Genomic DNA, 22,447 nt, shown 5'->3' on the forward strand with positions numbered 1-22,447 from the left:
CTTGGATAAATATGGGTATCTCTTCTGTATGCATACAGAGGAGTGTATGCATACAGAGGAGGTCACATGAATGACATGGAAAAGAAGGGTCGGCATCGGTCTGTTAATCGGTGCAGTGTGGACGAGTCCACAGTTCGCGTCCGCTGAGGGTTCATTCCAACAGACGGAGGATGGCATCGTCTATACATCGAGTGACGGGACGGTGTTGACAGGGTGGCAAGTAATCGAGGGTCATACGTACTATCTGAATGAAGATGGTACCCTCATCACAGGTTGGCAGGAAATCGAAGGTGCTACATATTATTTTGAGACAGACGGTCGACTCATCACGGGTCCCCATGCGGTCGACGGCACGACATACACATTTGACGAGAACGGGAAGCTACTCACCGGATGGCAAGAACGCGATGGTCTCGTCTATTATTACGACGAAACCGGTCAAGCCGTCACCGGCTTCCAGACAATCGAAGGCAAACGATATTACTTCAACGAGGACGGGGTCCGACTCTCGGGATGGCAACAGTTTGGTGACGCCAAACATTATTTCTTCCCAGACGGGACCATTCGTACAGGCATGTACACGATTGACGGCAAGAAATATTATTTGATGGAGCAAGGAAAGATGGCGACCGGATGGCAGACGATCGGCACACGACGCTATTATTTCGGGACTGACGGGGTACGTCGACAAGGTCTCACCCGAATCGGTGAAAAAGTGTATGGATTTCATCCCTACTATGGGTATCGCCTCGAAGGGTTGCATCGGATTAACAATCGTCACTACCTGTTCGGAAAATACGGCGATCGTAAGTATGGCCTTCAACAGATAAATGGTGTTATGTACGGCTTCCATCCGACCTATGGCTACCGACTAGAAGGTATCCACACATTGAATGCACGCGTCTATTCATTCGATCCATATGGACGTCGTGAGTACGGATTTCAAACGGTCGATGGGAAGAAGGTCGGATTCCACCCGACTTACGGATACCGCTTGAAAGGGAAATTCCGATTAGATGGAAAGACGTATCATTTCCATTCGACCGGTGTGCCGGAGAAAGGATGGAAATATACGACCCAGTACGAATATTATGCTCCGGCCTTGACGAAAAAGACGGATTGGCAAGCCATCGACGGCAAGTGGTATTACTTTGATACATACGGAAAGATGTATCAAAACCGTCGTGTCGGAAACGCCTCATTCGATGCGCGTGGTGCCTATTCTCAGGCACTGTCCGTCTATAAGATGAGCGTCCCGCTCTATCGTCAGTTCCCGATGGGGTATCCGTCAGGCTGCGAGTTCTTCTCTCTCAAAATGGCACTTGAAGAAAAAGGGCGTGCCGTCAGCGCCTCGACCTTATATAACGAGATGCCAAAGAGTATGTGGAACGCTCGCTATGAGAACCGTCTCTATCGCTGGGTCGACCCGAACGTCATGTTCACAGGAGATCCGAAAGGGACGCTCGGAAAATATAAGAACTATGGGATTTATCCAAAAGGCATGATTGAATTCGCCAGTAAGTATCGTCCGGTGAAAGACTTGTCCAATCAAGGGCTCGGCTCAATCGAACGCGAACTGTCGATGGGCAACCCGGTCATCGTCTGGGCGAGTGTCGACTTCAACAAACCATACGGCTACTTCAACTGGTATACCGCTTCGAACAAGAAGTTCACCGGCTACGTTAACTATCATGTCATGTTGGCAACCGGCTATGACAAGTCAAACTTGTATATCAACGACCCATATCGCGGTCGCTTGGTCATCCCTAAGTCAAAAGTGAGCGCCGTCATGAGCGCGACGGGATGGAAAGCACTCGCGGTCAGATGAGTAAATAGGAACGTGTCTTTCATCGAAGGACACGTTTTTTATGTCCGATTAGGAGAAAAGTACGAAATTAAGAAATATAAATTCCTATTTTTACAATTAAATATTGAAATTAAATTTCTGAATGGTACACTCCTGTTAAGAAATTGAAGCGCTTACATGAATCGAAGGAGGAGTTTCTGATGAAAAAGTGGATGGGTGGTATGGCTGCGTTGACGATTCTCACGACTTCCATCGTCTGGTTGGATGCCGATGCGAAGTCTGAACCGAAAAAACCAAAGGTCGAACTCGGGGTCGACCGATTGATGGAAAACCCGGAAATTTTGAAAGGAAAACGGGTCGGACTAATCACGAATCCGACCGGGATCAACGCGGAGAGAACGAGCATCGTCGACCTATTTGACCAGTCCGATGACTTCGAGTTGACGGCATTGTACGGACCAGAGCATGGCGTTCGGGGAGATGCCCAAGCCGGATCGACGGTCAGTTCCTACATCGATGACGTGACGGGGTTGCCTGTATATAGCCTATATGGTGCCACGAAGAAACCGACTCCTGAGATGCTACAAGATGTCGACGTGCTCGTCTTTGACATCCAAGACGTCGGGACACGCTACTATACGTATATCTATACGATGGCGTATGCGATGGAAGCCGCTGCCGAGAACGGGATTCCGTTTGTCGTCCTCGACCGTCCGAACCCGCAAGGCGGGCTTCGCGTTGACGGTCCGGTGCTCGACCCGGATTACTCCAGTTTCATCGGTCTCTATCCGATTCCACTAAAGCATGGGATGACCGTCGGTGAACTCGCGCGACTGTTCAACACCGAGTATCAGATTCAAGCCGACCTTGAAGTCGTAAAAATGAAAGGTTGGAAGCGTTCGATGATGTATGAGGACACGGGACTCCCGTTTGTCATGCCGTCCCCGAACATGCCGACGACCGACACGGTCAATGTTTACCCTGCGACCGGATTGTTTGAAGGAACGAACTTATCCGAGGGGCGCGGGACGACGAAACCGTTTCAGCTGATCGGCGCGCCGTATATAAAAGCGCATGAATATGCGAATGAGCTGAACGGGCTCGACTTGCCAGGTGTCGCTTTCCGGGCTGCCTCGTTCACGCCGACGTTCTCAAAACACGCGGGCAAACTGACGCACGGAGTTGAGGTCTATGTCACTGATCCAGCTCGATTCGAATCGACAAGAACTGGGATTGCGATGATTCAAATGGCTCACAGCATGTATCCGGACGACTTCGAGTTTTTAGCGAATGACTTCATCACGAAATTGACAGGAAACGCCTACGTGAAAGATATGATTCTCGAAGGAGCTCCGCTTGAAGACATCCTGACGAAAATCGAGGACGAACGGGACGCGTTTCTCCCAATTCGGAAAGAGTATTTACTGTATAAATGAAGCAAGGATGGGCTCACGAAGAGTCCATCCTTTTTGTAATGAAATGGTAAAACCAAAAATCACCCAAACGATATAGAATATAGGGAGTCCCACAAAAGGAGTCGATTCCATTGAAGAAGCATATCTCTCTACTACTCACCATCATTCTGACACTCGGAGTGATCGGGTCGCCCTTCTCTATCAACCGCGTCCAAGCATATTATGAGACGTCGATCAACACGACCGGTTACGTGACCAACATTAGTCAACTCAATGTCCGGCAGTCGCCTTCTTTGAGCGCGAAACGACTTGCACTCATTCCGCGAGACGGTTCGATGCGTGTCCGGACATCGTTCCAATTGGACGGTGTGCGCTGGTATAAGATTCAATGGGGCAGCGGCTACGATTATCTGCCCGCCAAGTATGTCCGCTTGTCCACAGCTGAGGTGAAGTTCACGAAACCGACGTACGTCAAACCGTCGAGCGTTTATTTAAAATCACGTCCGCTCACGACTTCTTCGAACGTCAAGTTCGTCCGGCAGGGTACAGAACTTGAGACCGTGTCATATCGCTATACCGGCACATCACGATGGTACAAGGTGCGCTACGGTTCATACACTGGGTACATCCTCGCCAATCATGTCAGTTTCACGTCGCCCGTCAACGTGTTGACCGAGACAAACAAAGAACGGAAGGCTGCCGGTCTCTCTCTTCTCGCTGCTTCGAGTGAGGCGAACCGTGTCGCCCAAGTCCGTGCCGATGAGATGGCGCGTACGGGTCAATTCTCGCACACGCTCAAGGAGAACGGTACACCCGGGGACACGTTAGACGCTTACGGCGTCTCGTATCGGGGCTGGGGGGAGAACATCTATAAAGGATCGAGCGACCCAGTCCGGGCGGTCGATGCGTGGATGAACAGCAGCGGTCATCGCGCGAATATCTTGAATGCGAATTATACGCACCTCGGGATTGGCAAAGCGACCGATGCCCAAGGGTCGACCATCCATGTTCAAATCTTTTTGACGAAATAACCGCTGAAGGACAGTCACGTCGTGGCTGTCTTTTTTTCGCCAATTAAAAAAGCGGATTCGCATCCGCTCTCGAGCCTTACGCACTTCTTATATCTCATGCTCTTTCACGAGCACACGAAAACGCGGTCGGACGGTCAATTCGATTGACGTCACGGTCCGCTTTCGATCTTCAGCTAGGACGATCAATAACTCTGCGTGGTCTCGCCGGTCTTCTAAAATCTCGACCTTGCTGACGGTGCGGAGCAGTTGATAATATACGAGCTCCCCGTCCCCACCTTTGATATTGATTTCAAACTCGTGATAGCTCGGTGATATTTTAAAGTAGAACGTCTCCCCATGCTTATTCGTGAAACGAAAAATCGACTCATCATAATAGAACGGGAGTGTCGAATCCATTCGTTTCGGTTCGACTGTACAAAACGCAGAAAGCACGATTTCGTCCGGGAACAATGCCCCTTCTTGTTTGTTGAATTGCCATCCTTTCATCCAAATCCCTCATTTCAACACTATAATTATCTGAATAATTAGATTATTGCACATTTCAAGTGTTCCGGACAGGTAAATTCGTGACAATCCTCGAACACCTTTGTGTAGAACGAGAAACATTTCACATGAGAAAGGAGTATCACGATGTCCATTATCTCGCTCGACCATGTCACGAAACGGTTCGGGGATACGATTGCCTTGAACGACCTCACTCTGAAAGTGGAAGAAGGCGAACTCTTCGGGTTGCTCGGACCGAATGGTGCCGGGAAGACGACCGCCATTTCGGTCATGTTGAATCTGTACGAGGCGGACTCCGGTTCGATTCACATTTTTGGAAAAGCGATGCCAAAAGACGAACTAGCCATCAAACGCCGCGTCGGGATCGTGCCGCAACACGTCTCCGTCTATGACCAGCTGACCGTCTATGAGAACATCCAATTTTTTGCGGAGCTGTATGGATTCAGTCCGAAAGAAGCGAAACAAAAGACCGAGGCCGCGCTCCACTTCGTCGAACTCGATGCCCATCAAAAGAAACGTCCGCCCGAACTGTCCGGCGGTCTCCTCCGTCGCCTCAATATCGCCTGTGGCATCGTCCATGAACCCGAACTCATCTTCATGGATGAACCGACCGTCGCCATCGACCCGCAGTCGCGAAATACCATTTTAGAGAACATCCGCGAACTGAATCGCCGCGGTGCCACCATCATCTATACATCTCATTACATGGAAGAAGTCGAACTCCTCTGCGACCGAATCGCCATCGTTGATGAAGGAAGGATCATCGCAGAAGGAACACAGGACGAATTGAAAGACCGTGTCATGACACTCGAGACGGCCCGGATCAAAGTCGATGCGCTCACACCAAATTTGCTCGAACGTCTTGACGCACTCGAACACGTTCAAAAAGTAGAGTATGAAGAACCGTATATCGAGGTGTCGTTAGACAAAGACACGCCGCTTGCTCCGCTCCTTGAGACACTCCATCAAGAACGTGTCCACTTCACCGCCATCACGGTCGACCGCCCTTCCCTCAATACCGTCTTTTTGGCATTGACAGGGAAGACGCTCCGGGAATAGGAGGGACGTCATGTGGACTTTCATCAAATATGATGTGAAACAGCGGCTTCGTGATCGTGCCACCCTCTTTTGGATGCTCATCTTTCCGCTCATCCTCATCTTTGGACTCGGGACGATGCTGTCGGCCGTTTTCAGTGACACGTTCAAACTTCCGGTCACGAACGTCGCCTACGTCGAATCGTCGACCGACCAGTATCGAGAGCCGCTCGAGGCTTTTTTAAAAGAGGAAGACATTCAAGCCTTCATCCGACTTGTCCCATACGTTGACCTCCAATCTGCCGAACAAGGTGTGAACGATGGCGATGCCGATGTCATCTTGCAACTCGATGGACCTGACATCACACTCTTCTATGAGGAACCGACGACGGTCGAGTTCGACGTCCTCGATGCCATCCTCGGTCAGTATACGGCCATCGCCAATCAACAGATCACGCTCGCGGAAGCAGGCGTGTCGGTCCCATATGTGAATGAGGCTTGGCTCGATACGGAAAGTGTCGACTTGGCGGGACGTACCCCGACCTCGCTCGAGTATTTCACCGTCACGATTTCAATCATGACGGCATTGTTCGGGTCGTTTTATATCACATCGATGGCACGAGAAGAGCAACCGAATACAGGCAGTTACTTACGCATCCAAGCGGCCCCAGTCCGAACGGTTCAATATCGACTTGCGCGGACGTTCAGTCGCTACGTCATCATCTTGTTGCAGCTTATCCTCTTGTTTTGGTTCAGCCACTTCGTCTATCGCACATTCGACTTAGCGAACGTACAGTTCGGCTATCTGATTCTGTCTTGGCTCGCCTTGACCGCGTACGGGGTCGCCATCGGATTCCTGATTGTCAACTTGCCGAAGTTGAGCGCGACGACAAAGGATGCGATCGTCAACGGATTCGTCGCCATCCTCATGATCTTATCCGGTGGCTATGTCCCCGGTTTTGACCAAGTGACGCTGAACTATGCGCCGTGGGCTGCCTACGTGTTCATGCCGATTTTCATGCGGGACGGAATGCTAGCCGTCCTCCTACGTGAAGGTGACATGAATCTGTATTGGCAAAGTCTCGGATTGCTCGGGATTCATCTCCTCATCTTGATCGCATTCAGCTACATTCTCTCGAAAGGGGTGAAGCGTCATGGTACTCATTAGACATGTGGCCAAACGGATGCTTCGAAAGAAAGGGCTGTGGGTGTTCACCTTCGTGTCGATGTTCGGTTTCGCGCTCATCCTCTCCTTCGTCGGTGGAACGTCCAGTTTGAACGCATCCATCGGGATTGTCGACCGGGACGGTGGACTTCTCGCCGAACGCCTCATTGACGAGGCCGAACGGTTTGGTCGGGTCACGTTGCTCGAGTCGAACACGGATGATGTCTTGTTAGAAGGAGAAGATATCGTCCTCATCATTCCTGATGACTTCACGAAACAGGCGTTCACAGGAGAGATGCCTCGCCCTTCCTTCTCTGCAATCGCCGGGAGTGATGCCTCGTTGATCGAGCAGGCACTGAACGGTCATCTGTCCCGCGAACGCCAACTGCTCGAAGCGAGCGGCTACGATAAAGCGACGTTCGAACAGCTTGCGTCAAAAGAGACGTCGAACGGTTACACACTTTCAAGTGAACCGTTTCAGGAAAGTGTCGCCACGACCGCCCGAACACAGGCCTTCTTCGGTCTGTTGTCGTTCATCATGATGTCGACCTTTCTCCAGTTCATTCCTATGTTTGTCGCGGATGATCGGGACGAGAAGATCTATGCGCGGTTGTTCGCCTCACCGGTGACACCAAGGCGTTACTTCGCCTCCCTGCTACTAGCCTTTTATCTCGTCGGCTTCATCTACGTGATGCTGTTGATTGGCGTGAGCCTCGCTTTATACGGTCAGGATGTATGGACACATCTCCCGACCGTGTTCGCCTTGTTTTCTTCCTATCTGCTCGTCTGTCTAGCCCTCGGTGGCCTCATCGCCGTGTTTGCGACGAATCGGGAGAAGGCGAACATCTTTCAAATCTCGGTCACGATGGCATCCGCTATCACCGGCGGGGCGTTCATCAGCCTGCTCTGGTTGCCGGATTCATTGAAACTTGTCGGTCGTTTCCTGCCGACCTATTGGTTGAATAACGGTGTCATCACGATGTATGAGGGACAGTTCCCGTATCTCTCCATCCTTGTCATGATTGGCATGACCGGAGTCGTCTTCCTCCTCACCATCCTCGTGTTGAAGAAACGACCCCTGACCGTCTAATACAAAAGCGAGTCCCCCATATTCAGGAGGACTCGCTTTTTATTGTTGAAGTGTCGGTACGACTTTTTCAAAGAAGACGTCGACGAGAGATGGGTCAAACTGTTTGCCCGCCTCTTGTGAGATGATGGCGAGTGCCTCGTCAATCGTCTTCGCCTGTCGATACGGTCGCCCCGTCACCATGACATCGAACGTATCCGCAATTGCGATGATTCGTGAAGCAAGAGGGATCTCAAAATCTTGTAGCCCTTTCGGATAGCCTTTCCCGTCCCATCGTTCATGGTGCGCCAAGACAATTTCCGATAAGGCGACATATTCGGGTACGGTACTTAAAATATTGTAACTGATTTCCGGGTGGCGTTTGATTTCATACCATTCCGATTCGGTCAGCGCGCCCGGTTTATCCAAAATATCGTTGCTGATTGCCACTTTTCCTATGTCATGGAGAATAGCGGCCGTTCGAATCTCATTCACTTCAGCATTCGTGAAGCCCATCGCTTCTGCCAGTTGCCCCGCTAAATTGGCGACTCGTTGAGAATGCGCTTCTTCTCGTGGAATCTTCTCATACAGCGTGCGCATGATGATTTGAATGGAATGGTGGCGTCGACTCTGCTTTTCAGAAACCTTGTGGTGATACATCCGATCTTCCGCTAAATTGAACACCTCGGTCAATTCGACATTCGAGTCATGTTTGACCGCTTCACCGAATGATGCGGAAATCGGTAATCCTTCAACCGTCTGCTCGTGGAAGAGACGACCGAGACGATCCGACAGCTGTTTCGCCTCATCGAGCGTCGTATTCGGAGAGATCACGACGAACTCATCGCCTCCGACTCGTGCCACTTCATCTTTCGCGCGCAATTCATTTCGCAAAATATTCGCCGCTTCGACGAGCAGCTGGTCTCCGACCAAGTGTCCGAACGCATCGTTCGTGAGCTTCAACCCGTTGATATCGATGACGATGAGTGTGAGCGGATAAAAGTGGTCATCATCATAGCGCTCCAACGCCTCTTCAAAGTAGCGTCGGTTTTTGATGCCCGTCAATTGATCGTGGTAACTGAGATACTCAATCTCTTTCTCATATGTTTTCTTCTCCGTGACATCTCCGATATAACCGTGCCACAACACGTGACCATCCGCTATCTTTTCCGGACGGGATGATCCTAAAATCCAGACGGTTCGTCCGTCCTCGGTCAAGACGCGAAACTCAGCATCCCAAATCGTCAAGTTGCGATAGGACTCATCAATCGACTGCATGACAAGCGGATAATCATCCGGGTGCATCCGTCGGAAGACAAGACTCGCGTCCGTCTGTACCTCTTCTGCCGAAATCCCCAGCATATCTTCAAAGCCTCGGCTAAAGAATGGGAAGTTGAAACTTCCATCAGGCAATAATTCGAATTGATAGATGGCACCCGGGATTTGATCGGACAATTTCGTCAAAAGCCGATCTCGGTCTGCCAACTTTTCTTCTAACTGAACTCGGTCCGTCACGTCTTTCGCGACCGCATAAATATAATTCCCTTGAAGTTTGCAATGCCACTCGATCGATCGATACGTATCGTCGATCGTCCGGAAACGGTTGATGAAGCGGAACAACTCACCACGTTCCTCAAGTTCCATAAACGCCGCTTCCGTGATGGTATCATCATCCGGGTGAACTAGACTAAGAAAGTCGATATTCTCCAGCTCATCAAGTGAAAACCCTAAAATTCGTTCCCATGCATCGTTCAAATGGAGCACTTGTCGTGTGTTGAAGGCCATGATGCACTCCAAGTCGAGGGTCGCGAATCCACCAAACATCGATTTTTTCGTCTCTCCGATTTGATGATCGGCTTTCGTCAATTGCTCAAGGACGTGGACGAGATATAACTCTACGAGCCCTAGCCGATTGGCGACCTTCCCTTTTTCCATCACAATCGTCAAGTCTCCGTATAAAATACCGTCTTTCTCGATTTTGAAGAGAACGACTTCTCCAAGCGAGAAAATTCGAAGTAGATTTTTGACGAGACGTGTTGGAAGCGCACCATCAATAAGTGGACCAATCCCATCAAAGACACGAGGATTTGATTGTTTGAACAGGTCACGACGTTGGTCCGTCATTGGCCACTTCTTCCCGACTGGATGAAATCCAAGAATGTCGAGGCTTCTCTCTAACATTTCATCGATTCCTGATAATGCCACTGTCGTATACGATTCGCCATCCGCATCCATCAAATTGAGAGCGACCGCCTTCGCTCCAGTGAAGTCACGAATCTGATCAAGAAATTGTTGATTCATTAACAAGTCACTACCCGTCGAGACGAAGCGATGCGATACGTTGACGAGCTGTTTTAACGCATTGTTCTCTTGGACGTGTGGCGTGATGTCGTGAAACATGACGGACACAAACCCCGTTCGTTGGCTAAACACAGACATCTCGAACCAACATTTATTACGGCGAGAATAGTGTTCAAACGTTACCGTGCCGCCATCACTGACGACGTGTGCCACTTGAATCATCCATTCCCGCTCACTATATTCAAAGTCTTTTAGGGCGCTTGACACTTTTTTTCCGATGAAGTGTTTTCGCTTCCCTTTCATGATCTTCTCAAAGGCAGGATTCACTTCAAAGAATTCATAGTCAATCGGCTCCGAAGCGTCGTCGTAAATCACTTTAAACTCGACGTAGCCTTGGGGCATATAACGCAACAATGTATCGTATGAAGAATGAATGGGGTTTGTCACGTCACTTCCTCCTCAGCAAATAAAATCTCTACCTATTCTACCTCATTTGTGATAGATTCCCTATTTTTTCCGAAGTCATTCCCATCTTTTCATTTAAAGTTTTCGTAAACTGCAAGTTCTTCCCTTGCCTCTCTCCCTCACCTTTGCTAGACTGATTTCGAAAACCGATATCGAATTTCGATATTAAGGAGATGACACATATGGAAGACCGCGTCTTGCGGAAGCTGTTTCTCGGATTCATCCACATCCACATTTTGCACCACGCCGCGGAACACCCCGTTTACGGAGCATGGATGGTCGATGAGCTTCGGGAGCACGGGTACGAAATCAGCACCGGGACGCTCTACCCGATCTTGCACGGGATGGAGAAAGACGGGCTCTTGATTCGTGAAAACGAGACGGTCGATGGACACGTTCGCAAAAACTACGTGACGACCGAAAAAGGACTTTCTGTGTTGGCGGAAGCCCGTCAAAAGGCATACGAGTTATTCAAAGAAATTAAGGAGTGAAGATATGACGACAGAACGTGTGACGTTCAAGACGTTACTAGAAATTTTATTCGTTTCAACGAGGCTCGGTCTCACCTCATTCGGTGGTCCGGTCGCCCACCTCGGTTACTTCCACGAGGAATATGTGAGACGACGCAAATGGATGGATGAGAAAGCTTACGCCGACCTCGTCGCCTTATGCCAATTCTTGCCCGGACCGGCGAGTTCACAGGTCGGGATTGGGATCGGGATTGTCCGCGGTGGCATATTAGGTGGGATCACCTCGTTCATCGGCTTCACGACGCCGTCGGTCGTTGCCCTCATCCTATTCGCTTTATTGTTATCCGGACTCGACGTCTCCGATGCAGGCTGGTTATACGGCTTGAAAGTCGTCGCTGTCGCTATCGTCGCCCATGCCATCTTAGGGATGGCGAGTAAACTGACACCTGATACAAAGACACGAACGATTGCCTTTTTTGCCTTGGCAGGCGTCCTACTCTGGCAAACGACGTTCAGTCAGGTATCGTTCATTCTCCTCGCGGCCTTCGCAGGATTCCTGTTGTTCAAGCCGGACCGTCTCGATACGAAATCGAGTGCGTTCCCGATTTCGAAACGTCTCGGGACCATTCTGCTGTCGATTTTTGGGGCACTTCTCGTCATCTTACCGATTTTACGGGAGACGTTTGAGAATCAGACGATTGCCTTGTTCGATAGCTTTTACCGGGCCGGTGCCCTCGTCTTCGGCGGCGGACATGTGGTCTTGCCACTACTAGAACGAGAACTTGTACCTGCTGGTTTCTTGAGTGAAGAAGCCTTCCTTGCAGGATACGGTGCCGCTCAGGCCGTTCCTGGTCCGCTTTTCACGTTCGCTTCTTATCTTGGAACGGTGATTAACGGTGTGCCGGGTGGTATCCTTGCGACGGTTGCGATTTTCTTGCCGGCCTTCTTGCTCATCCTCGGAGCACTTCCGTTTTGGGACGCGCTCCGTCACAACCCGAAAGTCGCCGGTGCCCTCATCGGTGTCAACGCGGCGGTCGTTGGGATTTTGATTGCGGCATTCTACAGCCCGATCTTCACGAGTACCGTCAACGATGCGGTCGACTTCGTGTTCGCTGCCTTCCTGTTCGTGATGATTGCTTATTGGAAGTTACCACCGTGGGCACTCGTCATCGCCGGGGTACTCGGTGGAACGTTGATTAATCTGATGTAAGGTGCAAGGGACCTCGTGTCCCTTTTTTTATTGGATTTTTACGTCATTTGATTGTTAATCTTTTGAAACCATTCCCTCCTCCACGCTCGTTATACTGAAGAATGGATTCAAAAATAAGGGAAATGTCCGCTTTACTAGAAAGGAAGTGGGGGCATGCAACCACTCAAACATACAACGTATATGCCTGGTCTCGACGGCTTGCGCACGTTCGCCGTCTTGGCTGTGATTTTATATCATTTAAATGTACCTTACATACCCGGGGGATTCCTCGGTGTCGATGTCTTCTTCGTCCTGTCCGGTTACTTGATTACCGGGATCTTGATTCGCGAATGGACGAAGACCGGCACAATCGATTTGAAAAAGTTCTACCTCGCGCGTTTCCGTCGTTTGTTGCCGGCACTCGTCTTGATGCTGTCGGTCGTGATGACGTATGTGACGCTGTTTGACCGCTCCTTGCTCGATACGGTGCGCCAAGATTCACTGGCGGCACTCGCCTATGTGAACAACTGGTGGTATATCTTTCACGAAGTCTCCTACTTCGAGAGTTTCGGAAAGCCATCACCGCTTCAAAATCTATGGTCTCTCTCCATCGAAGAACAGTTTTATGCGTTCTGGCCGTTGCTCCTACTCGTCGGTCTCGCGTTCCGGAAGCGATTGCTTCAACTGCTCGCTGCGCTTCTATTCGTCTCCGCCGCCTGGATGGCGTTCCGATATGTCCCGGAAGCCGATCCGAGCCGCGTCTACTACGGGACCGACACGCGATTGTTCGGTCTGCTCATGGGAGCCGTCCTCGCCTTCGGTTGGCGTCCGGACACGTTTAAAGAAACGATCCCGCATATCGGACGCCACATTTTGAACTGGACCGGCGCCGTTTCGCTCATCGTCATCGTCGGGATCATCAGTAACGTCAACGCCTACGATGCATTCCTCTATTACGGAGGTTTCTTGCTCGTCGCTTTCCTATCCGCCCTATTGATTGCCGCTGTCGCCCATCCGGCGACCATTTGGTCACGACTGTTTGGAAGCGTTTGGCTTCGCGTGATCGGTACACGCACGTATGGGATTTACTTGTGGCACTATCCGGTCATCATTCTATCGACACCGCTCGATCGACTCGGGACGTTCTCGCCACTTCTTTCCGTCGGGCAAGTGGCGTTGACGCTTTTGATCGCCGAGTTGTCGTATCGCTTCGTCGAGACACCGATTCGTCGAAACGGATTCAAACAAGCGTTCCGTCAGCTCGTCTCAACACCGACGCACCCGAACGCACGCTTTGCCGCCACGGCATGTGCGACCGCGCTCTCACTCGTTCTCGTTGGGAATTTGACCATTCTGGCGTTCTCTGAGTCGAAGCCGGTCGAAGATGAAATTCCTGTCGTGAAAGTACCGATGCCAAAAGATGAGACAAAGGACGTTCCGAAAGAATCGGAATCTAAGGAAACAGAGGAAGTCCCGTCTGAAGATCAATCGACAAAAGAAAACAAAGCACCAACTGAAAAACCAGAAGAACGAACATGTCCACCGGCTCTCGCGATTGGCGATTCGGTCATGCTCGGATTGAACGAATATTTGGCAGATGCTTTCCCGAATATGAAAATCGACGCCCAAATCGGACGTCAAGTTCGCGATGCGATTCCAGTTGCCTCTCAGTACCAATCGTATAATGCTCCAGGTCACGTCGTGTTCCTCCATCTCGGAACGAACGGTGCCTTCAAAATGGAGCAACTCGAGACGTTGCTCAAGCAGTTCGAACGAGCAGATGAAATCTATTTGATCAACACACGTGTCCCACGTCCATGGGAGAGTGAGGTCAATAAAAAACTCGCTCGGGCCAGTGAGCTTCATGAGAACGTGTCCCTCATCGATTGGCATGAACGCTCAATCGGAAAGGAAGCGTACTTCGAAAGTGACGGGGTCCATTTAAATATTAAGGGCGCCGAAGCGTTTGGCCACGTACTGAACGAAGAAATCGGCTGTCAACCAAACTAGGCTCTTGCGAGTGCAAGAGCCTAGTTTTTTTCTTTCCTAAATACGTAACGTCCCAACAACTTCACGTACGCCAACATTTCACGGATCATATATCGCACTTTCGCAAGCGGTGGGGTCGGTGCATACAAAGCATCACTCTCGAGCTGAAAGTACAGTCTCGCAATCAGACGAGCGCGCGGCACATGAAAATCATTCGTCACGATCGTCAAACCGGACGCCCCGCCCCAAATTGAGCGGCTATGCTCAAAGTTCTCGATTGTCGACGTCGATGTCGCTTCCGCATGAATCCGTGTTGCATCGATTCCTTGCGCCATCAGTTCTCGTTCAATGACACGCGCCTCCGCCATCCCTTCATCTGGTCCCTGTCCACCTGTTGCGATCAGTTCGACATGAGGATGTGCCTTCGCATAGGCGGCCGCTACGTCAATTCGATGTTGGAGCGCGCGGGACGGTCGAGTCCCATTCACTTTCGCCCCAAGGATGATGACGAACCGGTATGTACCAGTCGCGTTCTTTCTCATATTGTCACCTCATATTCGTCCATTCTCTTTTAACCATACTTAATCAAGAGAAAGATTGCACGAATCCATTCTTTTTACAAATTATAGTCAGTGTTTTGGGATATATATGAAATAAAATTACCAAATAACCATAAAATGTTTTAATATAAAGGAGATAAGACTTTTTGAGGGAGGACTGGTGACCCATGACAGATTCAGATAAATGGTTATCCACCCGCTTCTTGTATACACGTGATGCACAATTGTTTGCAGAAATCGAAGTCGTCGAGCTCGACCCATCTCACTATAAGTTTGTGATTCATCCGACACCGCTTGGCGCCGGGGAATCTCCTTATATGCGACAAGGTCCCCTCGACTCAGACCATCTTCCCTCTGCATTTTCTGATGTGAGCCGTGTGTATACGAGACAGCTGGATTGCTTACGTGCAGCGACACGTCTCGTCTCTTCGATTGGACCAGCTCGCTTCACAACACATTGACTAAAAGAACGGAGTCGCATCATGCGACTCCGTTCTTCTTTGTTATCGTTTCGATAATTTGACGATAAATGGAATCGGTTGATCGATTCCTTCATATTTCGCTCGCAAGACAACGATATGCTCTTGGTCATCTCGTTGAATGGTAACATTGGATCCTTGAACCGTCACGAGATTCGGGTGTGAACTCTCCCAATTCGTGATGCTCTTCGCCCCGATTCCAAGTAAACCTCCATACTGCGTTGGCAGAGTGGCTGTTTGCGCATTACCCGTCAATGCGCTCACAACTGGATTCAAAAGGGTGCCAAGCGAATCGAGCAACCCACCGAGTAACCCCGTATCGACATCTTGTGTGGACATATTGATGATTTGATTTGTACTAGCATTGCTGACGGTCAAGGTAAATGGCGTGACCACATCATTTTCCCGAACGTCCCCCGTACTCGTCATCAGCGCCGGGTTACTTGAGGTCCATGTGAGCGGAGTACCATTCAAGCTCGTTGGTAACGACAAATCAAATACCGGATACAGCGTCCCGAATGACGACTTAACTTTCGTCACATCGTCTGCTAATACCAACTGAACATTCGCTGCAACCGACCCACTAAACGTCTTCGTCCGAGTCAATCCGTTCTTTGTGACCGAAGCCGTCAGGATGAACGATTTCGCATCGGTCGGATCTTGTTGAATCACCCCGGTGTTCGAGATGACACCCGGTTGATTCGAAGACCAACTGACGTTGATTCCGTTTGATGCGGACGGAAGTGAGATGTTGGTCGACAGGTTAATGAGATTACCAAGGTTGATGGCATTTAAAGCCGCGTCGAGCTCGGCTGTCAACACCGCATCATCTTTTGGTACGAGCAAGTTCGAGAAGGTACGTGATTTCGTCACACCGTCCTTCGTCGCATTGACCGTAATCGACACCGTTTGATCCGTCGTGCCACGTGTGACAACCCCACTGTTCGAGACGACCGCTGGATTCGATGAGGACAGCGTCGTTGTACCACCAGTGAATGGCGGTAGGACAATGTTCGATGTGAGTGGACTTGTAATCGACAGTGCTGCCAAGTAGTCATCTACTTCCCCTTCAGCCCCGCCTTCTTTCTTCGGTACAAGTAAACCGAGGAAAATTTTCGTTTTCGTGACCCCATCTTTTGTCACTGTGACGACGAGCGAAACGGATTGGTCCGTCGTACCTCGTGTGACAATCCCACTGTTTGTAATAACCGCTTGATTCGAAGACGTCAAGGTCACCGTCGCCCCAGCAAGAGGTGGGAGTGTGATATTTGAAGTCACTGGGCTTGAGATGACCAGTCGATTCAAGTAATCATCAATGATACTTTCCGCCGATGAATCTTTTTTCGGTACGAGGATATTCGGGAAGGACTTCGTACGCGTCACCGCTCCCTTCGTTGCCCGTACGGTCAAATTGACATACACGTCTTGATTTCCTCTCGTAACGACACCAGAAGTGGAGACGACTGATGGATTGCTCGATTCAATCGAGAAGACGACACCCGGATAGGACGGCAATTCGATGTTCTTCGTGAGCGGGTTATCGATTTGAATGCTGTTGAGCCAGAGGTCGAGCTCTTCTTCGTCCGTCTGGGAGCGCTTCGGAATCAAAATGTTATTGTAGGTGATTGATTCCGTGATGTCCCCACGTTTCGCTTGAATCGTGAACGTCACAAGTTCATCATTCGTTCCGCGCGTCACTTTACCAGCACTCGACAAAGCCGACTTGTTTGAATCAATCGAGAATGTCACACCGTCAATTTGCGGGAAGACGATGTCATTCAACAACGGATTCGCCACTTGGATATTCAATAATAGACCTTTTAATAGATTGCGAATATCCGATTCCGAATCACCCGGAACCTGTCCGCCTTTTAATGAAACGACCACCGGTGATGTCCGCTTGACGCCCGACTGGACATACATATTATAGGACGCAGGTTTGAGCGGTAGAGATGCCACTTTGTAAGATCCATCTTGTTCAGGATAAATCAACTTTTTATACTGTACTTTGGTTTCTCTGTTTTCAGCAATCAAGTAGTGACGTACGCCTCGAGCCGGATAATGAATTTTACCTACGGCCTGAATCTGTTCATTGTTCGTCAAAATGGAAAAAACGGGTTGGGTCAAATGAACATCTCGCACCACAAGCTTCGCTTTTCCACTGAAGTATAAGTTTAATCCACGAGCTTTATAGCTGACCATTCTTGTTCCTAGCTTACTTGTGTATGCTTGGTCCCACTCCAATGGATAAGTGGAACGCTGACCATTTGCAAAATAAGCAGTTAATTTGGTCGGCAAATTCGCCTTTTGACCTTTTCCGACCGCACGAATGATTGGCGTTGAAACCTTGATCGGATAGTTCTTCACTCTCACATACCAGGTCGCTTTCTTGTTCGTGCCCTGAACGCTTCCAACGATTCGTTGAGTTCGATTCAAGTACTCTTTTTGAAAACTGACTTTCGACCATTTCACTGAACGATAAGCGTACCGCCCGTTAGATAATTTGACTTTCACACTTTTTGGATAAGTAAATTTCTTAACCGCATACGTAACTCCTCCATAGTGTGTATACGATTTTGGTGAGTAGACATGAGTCACAGATGAACTTGCCTCAACCTTCGACCCTGGTACAATGGTAAATCCGACAAGTAAGAAAAAACACAAAAAAAGAGCAACGACTTTTTTCATTCATGCATCCTCCTTTACTAACTACAAGGCGACAGGTATACATGATGTGCGTGCCTCTAAGGTGTTAATCATTTTTACCCCGAAAACGAAATGAATATGTAAATTTTGTAATATAAATAATACAAAAGCAACATAAAAAATACTTATTTTTACTATTATGGTGTCAGAAGACTTTTGGTGACATTTATCACATAAACAATGAATAAGTTCGCTATATTCAAAAAGAGAACTTCTGATTCGAAGTTCTCTTTCCATAAGTCGCTATTCCATTTCATCAGATAATCGCTGAAGTTCCATTCGCAACTTCTCGATTTCCAAAGACTGTTCCTCATTCATCATAAGCAGTTGGTCGAGCTGTCGTTTGGTCGTCACTAACTCATCGCGTGTCTCTTCAAGTCGTTGTTCCCGATCTGTCAATTTCCATGTACAGATTCGGTTCGAACGACGAGCATGAAGTTGATCATAACGAATATGAGGATAACGCTCGACCAAATCGATTTCTCGAGCACCTTCTTCTATCACCTGTTCAAGCACCTCGAGTAGGCGTTGTTGCGATTGTTCGTCTCGAAAATGTTGATCGACGAGTGTAGCCGAGAAGCTCGCAAGGTTCCGTCGCTTCGTCTCATCCATCAACTCGAGAATCGCCTCACCGATTTGTCCTGGTGAATACCCTTCATACTTATTCCCGATGCCTCCGAAGTTCGTACTCGCGATATCTTGCCACGTCGAAGGAGTGACCAAGCCTTGATAGCTTTTGCTCCCGACAGCGATGGTCGGTTTACCGAGTGCCATCCCTTCCAGCGCAGACCGTCCGGGACCGATGATGAAATCGGCACGCCGCATCGCTTCAGGGAGTTGGCTTTGTTCTAGCCAACCAAGCCATTCGATGTTCTGACCTGTCCCCGCCAGTGCGGCTTCATAACGCTCGGCGTATTTATCTCGCTGTGTTCCGTCACCGATAATCAACCAGTCAATCGGTAAAGACCGCACCCTCTCGTCTTCTAGTGCATCTAAGAAGACATCTAGTATAAACAGTTTGTCCGCATCCAGGCGAGACGTGAATAAGCCCACGATACGTTCTGATGACGATGTTTCCTCCGACGGAACAAAAGTCGAATCGACCCCATTCGGGATGACAGTAAGTTTTGATTCGATTTCCGGACAGTGCTCAGTCAGGTGTGTAGCAATCCGTTCCGATACCGCAATCACTCGCGAAACGCTCGGATGATACTGCTCAATCTCATCATAATACATCCCGTGGATGACGAGGACGAACGGGATTGCGTTCGCCTCCGCCACCGCGAGACCAAATTGACGCGCGTCGAACGGATGCGCATACACGACATCGAACGGCTGTGATCGGATTTGATCGATGACACATTGCACGTCCTCACTCGAATAGTCCGTCTCGACGACTTGCCCGCCGATTTTCCTTACTTCATCGGCAAAGGGACCAGGTTTACAGACAACGGTCACCTCATGCCCCTCTCGTAGAAACACTTTCAAAGAAGATAAGATATGGAGGTGTAATCCTCCCATTGCGGAGTGAAAAAACACCGGTAGTAATATGTTCATAATGAGCACCTACCTTTTCTCCGTAATCGATTGATTAGGGTTACAAGCCTTCTTGATACATCGAACCAAGACCACGGATGCGATCGTTGTGAACGAACAGCACCGCATCTACCTCATTTTCTTTTGCATAATCCGCAATGCTGACATCATAGTCGTCGAAGTAACGGACATCAAGCGCTGACACCGTTCCGAATGACTCTCCAAGATAGCCAAGCATCGGGTTCGCATACGAATCTTTTAAGACGAGCAAGTGATAATCATTTTTCGGATTGTTTTGTGTGATTTTCGATTGGGCATAGTTATCACCCATGAACAAGTTGTAGTAGTTCGTGAATTTCGTCGAGTTCTTCAAGACATCCGTATCTAGGACCGAATGACCACAGTCGTCGCCATTTCGACAGACTGTCGTAGTAAATCCGTCTTTCGGTTCAAGGTACGTAAATTGATCAGGTGACTCGACGTAAGGCATCGAAATTTCACGGGCATGAGATCCATAAAACGGACCGTCTACCGATTTGATTTCCATATCCTCCATCGATAAGGCAGGAGCATCAGGGAACTGCTCGCTTAAGCGTTCCATGATTTGTTCATAAGCCATGAATGCCCCTTCCGGACGCCAGTGGTGATCCGTCTTAAAGTAAATATCTTTTCCTGGCTGATCGCCAAGCGTTTCTTCTAAGTCGATGAGCGGAATCTCATTCTCTTCAAGACGAGCATGAAGCTGTCCGCGGTTTTCTGCATCTGCCGACTCGATGTAATCTGGGAAGATTCCTTGTCTTGTCGCATAGACCGGTTTACTTGGGGCCGATGCGAAGTAAGATGGAATGTCAGCTTCGCTCATCTCTTTTTGAAATTCTTTAAAGAAGACCCCAAGTGACGAATAGTCGCTCGCCACAGGATCTGGTGCATACAAGAACTCATCGATACTGATGACACCGTTGTTCATCTGTTGTTGCAGAACGTTACGTTGCACCCAAGCTTGTGTCTCAATCCACATGTAACGCTCAAACACCTGATCGTTTGCTGATGCCTCGAACTCTTCCATATACGTTCCATCCAGAATCGTCTCGACAGATGGATCCGGGCGCTGTGCTAGCATCCGTCCCTCACTATCCGAACGTGCTTGTTCGGTGCCAAAGGCGTAAACGGCGAGTCCATAAAAGATGGTGCCAAGGAAGCCGATCAATAGGATACTGTTGACCACCCAAGAAAGGCGCCGCCTTTTCGAACGGACTTGTTCGCTTTTGGTTTGTTGTTCCATTGTCAGCCCTCCTTAGAACCGGAAATAAATGAATGGGTTAAATGTACTCGATACGACATATGAAATCGAGATACCGAAAATGAGCATGATATACGCCGCTCGTGCAAGACCAGCGCTTGCAGCAAGCACAGGACGATCCGTACTCACTTCATGACGCAAGAAGCGGGCGACTAGCATTTTCGGAAGCGGTGTAGCAGCAATCATCGAGATGACAAGCACGACACCGTACTGAACAATGTAGTAATATGCCGTTTGATCGAATACTTCACCCCCGTGTAATCCGAACATCACTTGCAGATACTCTGTTGCGTACGTGAAGTTATCGGCACGGAAGAATACCCAACCGATGACGACGATGAAGAGCGTGAACGCGTGGGCGAGCCATGCCGGCCATGCGGCAAGCCATTTCCCAAGAAATGCCCGTTCGAGCATGATGAAAATCCCATAGTATAATCCCCATGCGATGAATGTCCAACTCGCACCGTGCCATACCCCGGTCAATAACCAAACGATGGTCAAGTTGCGATACGTCTTCCAAGGACCTTGACGATTCCCGCCGAGCGGGATGTACACATAATCTCGGAACCAGCTTCCGAGCGAGATGTGCCAGCGACGCCAAAACTCAGACACTGATTTTGAAATATACGGATAATTGAAGTTCTCAAGGAAATGGAACCCAAACATCCGACCGAGACCGATCGCCATATCCGAATAACCTGAGAAATCAAAGTAAATCTGTAGCGAGTAAGCGATGACACCGATCCAGGCGAGTGTCGTCGACAAATCCCCGGCCGATTGACTGAATACCTGATCCGCGACGTATCCACAACTGTTCGCTAAAATCATTTTCTTCCCTAGACCAATGACGAATCGTTGAATCCCAGAGACGAAGTCATCGACTGTCTCACGGCGGTCCACGATTTCATCTGCGACCGTTTGATAACGGACGATCGGTCCGGCAATCAATTGTGGGAAGAACGATACGTAAAGTGCCAAGTCAAACAAGTTCTTCTGTAGACGCCCATCGTTTCGATACACATCGATGACATAACTCATCGCTTGGAATGTAAAGAATGAAATCCCGAGCGGAAGAGGAATATCCGGGTCGTTCAGCGAGAAGCCAAATACCGAGTTGACGTTCTCAACGAAGAAACTCGCGTACTTGAAGACCCCAAGCATCCCGAGGTTCCCGAGAAGCATGAGCACCATCGTCCATTTGATTTTCTTTGCATCATCACGATACTTGTCGACCATAAAGCCGAACACATAGTTCATGACGATCGATGCGAGCATGATTAAGACGAACCGTGGTTCACCCCATGCATAGAAAAATAAACTTGAGACGAGTAAAATCGTATTTTTTAACCAGCGTGGTGACACGAAATACAGCAGCAGCACGACCGGTAAGAAATAAAATAAGAATACCGTGGAACTAAATAACATACCG

At 49.3% G+C, this 22,447-nt stretch carries 17 protein-coding genes; 10 read left to right on the forward strand and 7 right to left on the reverse strand.

The genetic code is table 11. From position 1 onward, the window contains the following. Positions 1-70: 70 nt before the first annotated feature. From Q9R25_RS07815 to Q9R25_RS07825, 3 genes are all read left to right on the forward strand, one after another. Positions 71-1,828 (forward strand): C39 family peptidase, encoded by a 1,758-nt coding sequence (locus tag Q9R25_RS07815; RefSeq protein ID WP_311282977.1) that lies wholly within the window; start codon positions 71-73, stop codon positions 1,826-1,828. Between the two features lie 191 nt (positions 1,829-2,019). Continuing rightward, positions 2,020-3,243, forward strand: coding sequence for an exo-beta-N-acetylmuramidase NamZ family protein (locus Q9R25_RS07820; protein ID WP_371730229.1), 1,224 nt, complete (start codon positions 2,020-2,022; stop codon positions 3,241-3,243). A 110-nt stretch (positions 3,244-3,353) separates the two neighbouring features. After that, on the forward strand, positions 3,354-4,253 hold the full coding sequence (locus Q9R25_RS07825) for a CAP domain-containing protein (protein WP_311282978.1): 900 nt from the start codon (positions 3,354-3,356) through the stop codon (positions 4,251-4,253). Positions 4,254-4,340: 87 nt separating this feature from the next. On the opposite strand, the gene Q9R25_RS07830 is transcribed toward Q9R25_RS07825, so the two are convergent. Further along, complete coding sequence (locus Q9R25_RS07830) at positions 4,341-4,739, reverse strand: hypothetical protein (RefSeq protein ID WP_159562802.1); 399 nt, start codon at positions 4,737-4,739, stop codon at positions 4,341-4,343. 144 nt (positions 4,740-4,883) lie between these two features. Between Q9R25_RS07830 and Q9R25_RS07835 the strand changes: the two genes are divergently transcribed. From Q9R25_RS07835 to Q9R25_RS07845, 3 genes are read left to right on the forward strand one after another with little or no spacing between them, the layout of a single operon-like run. Beyond that, positions 4,884-5,816 carry an ABC transporter ATP-binding protein gene (locus Q9R25_RS07835; protein ID WP_214690565.1) on the forward strand — a complete coding sequence of 311 codons (933 nt, stop codon included), beginning with the start codon at positions 4,884-4,886 and terminating at the stop codon, positions 5,814-5,816. Positions 5,817-5,826: 10 nt separating this feature from the next. After that, positions 5,827-6,960 carry an ABC transporter permease gene (locus Q9R25_RS07840; protein WP_311282979.1) on the forward strand — a complete coding sequence of 378 codons (1,134 nt, stop codon included), beginning with the start codon at positions 5,827-5,829 and terminating at the stop codon, positions 6,958-6,960. After that, positions 6,947-8,047: an ABC transporter permease gene (locus tag Q9R25_RS07845; protein WP_074036055.1), complete on the forward strand. Its 1,101-nt coding sequence runs from the start codon at positions 6,947-6,949 to the stop codon at positions 8,045-8,047. The genes Q9R25_RS07840 and Q9R25_RS07845 overlap by 14 nt, the downstream gene beginning before the upstream one ends. A gap of 39 nt (positions 8,048-8,086) precedes the next feature. On the opposite strand, the gene Q9R25_RS07850 is transcribed toward Q9R25_RS07845, so the two are convergent. Beyond that, positions 8,087-10,771: an HD domain-containing phosphohydrolase gene (locus Q9R25_RS07850; RefSeq protein ID WP_214690562.1), complete on the reverse strand. Its 2,685-nt coding sequence runs from the start codon at positions 10,769-10,771 to the stop codon at positions 8,087-8,089. Between the two features lie 200 nt (positions 10,772-10,971). On the opposite strand from Q9R25_RS07850, the gene Q9R25_RS07855 reads away from it, so the two are divergent. From Q9R25_RS07855 to Q9R25_RS07865, 3 genes are all read left to right on the forward strand, one after another. After that, on the forward strand, positions 10,972-11,280 hold the full coding sequence (locus Q9R25_RS07855) for a PadR family transcriptional regulator (protein WP_215243709.1): 309 nt from the start codon (positions 10,972-10,974) through the stop codon (positions 11,278-11,280). 4 nt (positions 11,281-11,284) lie between these two features. Beyond that, positions 11,285-12,469, forward strand: a complete 1,185-nt coding sequence (chrA, locus tag Q9R25_RS07860) for a chromate efflux transporter (protein ID WP_215243708.1) — start codon at positions 11,285-11,287, stop codon at positions 12,467-12,469. Between the two features lie 153 nt (positions 12,470-12,622). Then, on the forward strand, positions 12,623-14,458 hold the full coding sequence (locus Q9R25_RS07865; RefSeq protein WP_215243707.1) for an acyltransferase family protein: 1,836 nt from the start codon (positions 12,623-12,625) through the stop codon (positions 14,456-14,458). 20 nt (positions 14,459-14,478) lie between these two features. Here the strand turns inward: Q9R25_RS07865 and Q9R25_RS07870 are convergent, their stop codons facing one another. Next, positions 14,479-14,979, reverse strand: coding sequence for a YdcF family protein (locus tag Q9R25_RS07870; protein WP_311282980.1), 501 nt, complete (start codon positions 14,977-14,979; stop codon positions 14,479-14,481). 185 nt (positions 14,980-15,164) lie between these two features. Between Q9R25_RS07870 and Q9R25_RS07875 the strand changes: the two genes are divergently transcribed. Next, positions 15,165-15,458, forward strand: a complete 294-nt coding sequence (locus Q9R25_RS07875) for a hypothetical protein (protein WP_074036045.1) — start codon at positions 15,165-15,167, stop codon at positions 15,456-15,458. A 42-nt stretch (positions 15,459-15,500) separates the two neighbouring features. Here the strand turns inward: Q9R25_RS07875 and Q9R25_RS07880 are convergent, their stop codons facing one another. The 4 genes from Q9R25_RS07880 to Q9R25_RS07895 all read right to left on the reverse strand — a co-directional run bounded on the left by Q9R25_RS07880 (position 15,501) and on the right by Q9R25_RS07895 (position 22,443). After that, positions 15,501-18,164, reverse strand: coding sequence for an immunoglobulin-like domain-containing protein (locus Q9R25_RS07880; RefSeq protein WP_311282981.1), 2,664 nt, complete (start codon positions 18,162-18,164; stop codon positions 15,501-15,503). 261 nt (positions 18,165-18,425) lie between these two features. Further along, positions 18,426-19,739: a glycosyltransferase family 4 protein gene (locus Q9R25_RS07885; protein ID WP_311282982.1), complete on the reverse strand. Its 1,314-nt coding sequence runs from the start codon at positions 19,737-19,739 to the stop codon at positions 18,426-18,428. Positions 19,740-19,779: 40 nt separating this feature from the next. Next, on the reverse strand, positions 19,780-21,000 hold the full coding sequence (locus Q9R25_RS07890) for a DHHW family protein (RefSeq protein ID WP_214690553.1): 1,221 nt from the start codon (positions 20,998-21,000) through the stop codon (positions 19,780-19,782). Positions 21,001-21,012: 12 nt separating this feature from the next. Further along, positions 21,013-22,443, reverse strand: coding sequence for an MBOAT family O-acyltransferase (locus Q9R25_RS07895; protein ID WP_159562817.1), 1,431 nt, complete (start codon positions 22,441-22,443; stop codon positions 21,013-21,015). Positions 22,444-22,447: the final 4 nt, after the last annotated feature.

It is taken from the genome of Exiguobacterium sp. BG5(2022) (assembly GCF_031844365.1).
Taxonomy (GTDB): domain Bacteria; phylum Bacillota; class Bacilli; order Exiguobacteriales; family Exiguobacteriaceae; genus Exiguobacterium; species Exiguobacterium profundum.

Excerpts from the sequence above, each read along its gene's own strand:
- Q9R25_RS07815 (WP_311282977.1), top strand. The coding sequence starts at position 71 with ATGACATGGAAAAGAAGGGTCGGCATCGGTCTGTTAATCGGTGCAGTG.
- Q9R25_RS07820 (WP_371730229.1), top strand. The coding sequence starts at position 2,020 with ATGGGTGGTATGGCTGCGTTGACGATTCTCACGACTTCCATCGTCTGG.
- Q9R25_RS07830 (WP_159562802.1), bottom strand. The coding sequence starts at position 4,739 with ATGAAAGGATGGCAATTCAACAAACAAGAAGGGGCATTGTTCCCGGAC.
- Q9R25_RS07835 (WP_214690565.1), top strand. The coding sequence starts at position 4,884 with ATGTCCATTATCTCGCTCGACCATGTCACGAAACGGTTCGGGGATACG.
- Q9R25_RS07840 (WP_311282979.1), top strand. The coding sequence starts at position 5,827 with ATGTGGACTTTCATCAAATATGATGTGAAACAGCGGCTTCGTGATCGT.
- Q9R25_RS07845 (WP_074036055.1), top strand. The coding sequence starts at position 6,947 with ATGGTACTCATTAGACATGTGGCCAAACGGATGCTTCGAAAGAAAGGG.
- Q9R25_RS07855 (WP_215243709.1), top strand. The coding sequence starts at position 10,972 with ATGGAAGACCGCGTCTTGCGGAAGCTGTTTCTCGGATTCATCCACATC.
- chrA (WP_215243708.1), top strand. The coding sequence starts at position 11,285 with ATGACGACAGAACGTGTGACGTTCAAGACGTTACTAGAAATTTTATTC.
- Q9R25_RS07865 (WP_215243707.1), top strand. The coding sequence starts at position 12,623 with ATGCAACCACTCAAACATACAACGTATATGCCTGGTCTCGACGGCTTG.
- Q9R25_RS07870 (WP_311282980.1), bottom strand. The coding sequence starts at position 14,979 with ATGAGAAAGAACGCGACTGGTACATACCGGTTCGTCATCATCCTTGGG.
- Q9R25_RS07875 (WP_074036045.1), top strand. The coding sequence starts at position 15,165 with ATGACAGATTCAGATAAATGGTTATCCACCCGCTTCTTGTATACACGT.
- Q9R25_RS07880 (WP_311282981.1), bottom strand. The coding sequence starts at position 18,164 with ATGAAAAAAGTCGTTGCTCTTTTTTTGTGTTTTTTCTTACTTGTCGGA.
- Q9R25_RS07885 (WP_311282982.1), bottom strand. The coding sequence starts at position 19,739 with ATGAACATATTACTACCGGTGTTTTTTCACTCCGCAATGGGAGGATTA.
- Q9R25_RS07890 (WP_214690553.1), bottom strand. The coding sequence starts at position 21,000 with ATGGAACAACAAACCAAAAGCGAACAAGTCCGTTCGAAAAGGCGGCGC.
- Q9R25_RS07895 (WP_159562817.1), bottom strand. The coding sequence starts at position 22,443 with ATGTTATTTAGTTCCACGGTATTCTTATTTTATTTCTTACCGGTCGTG.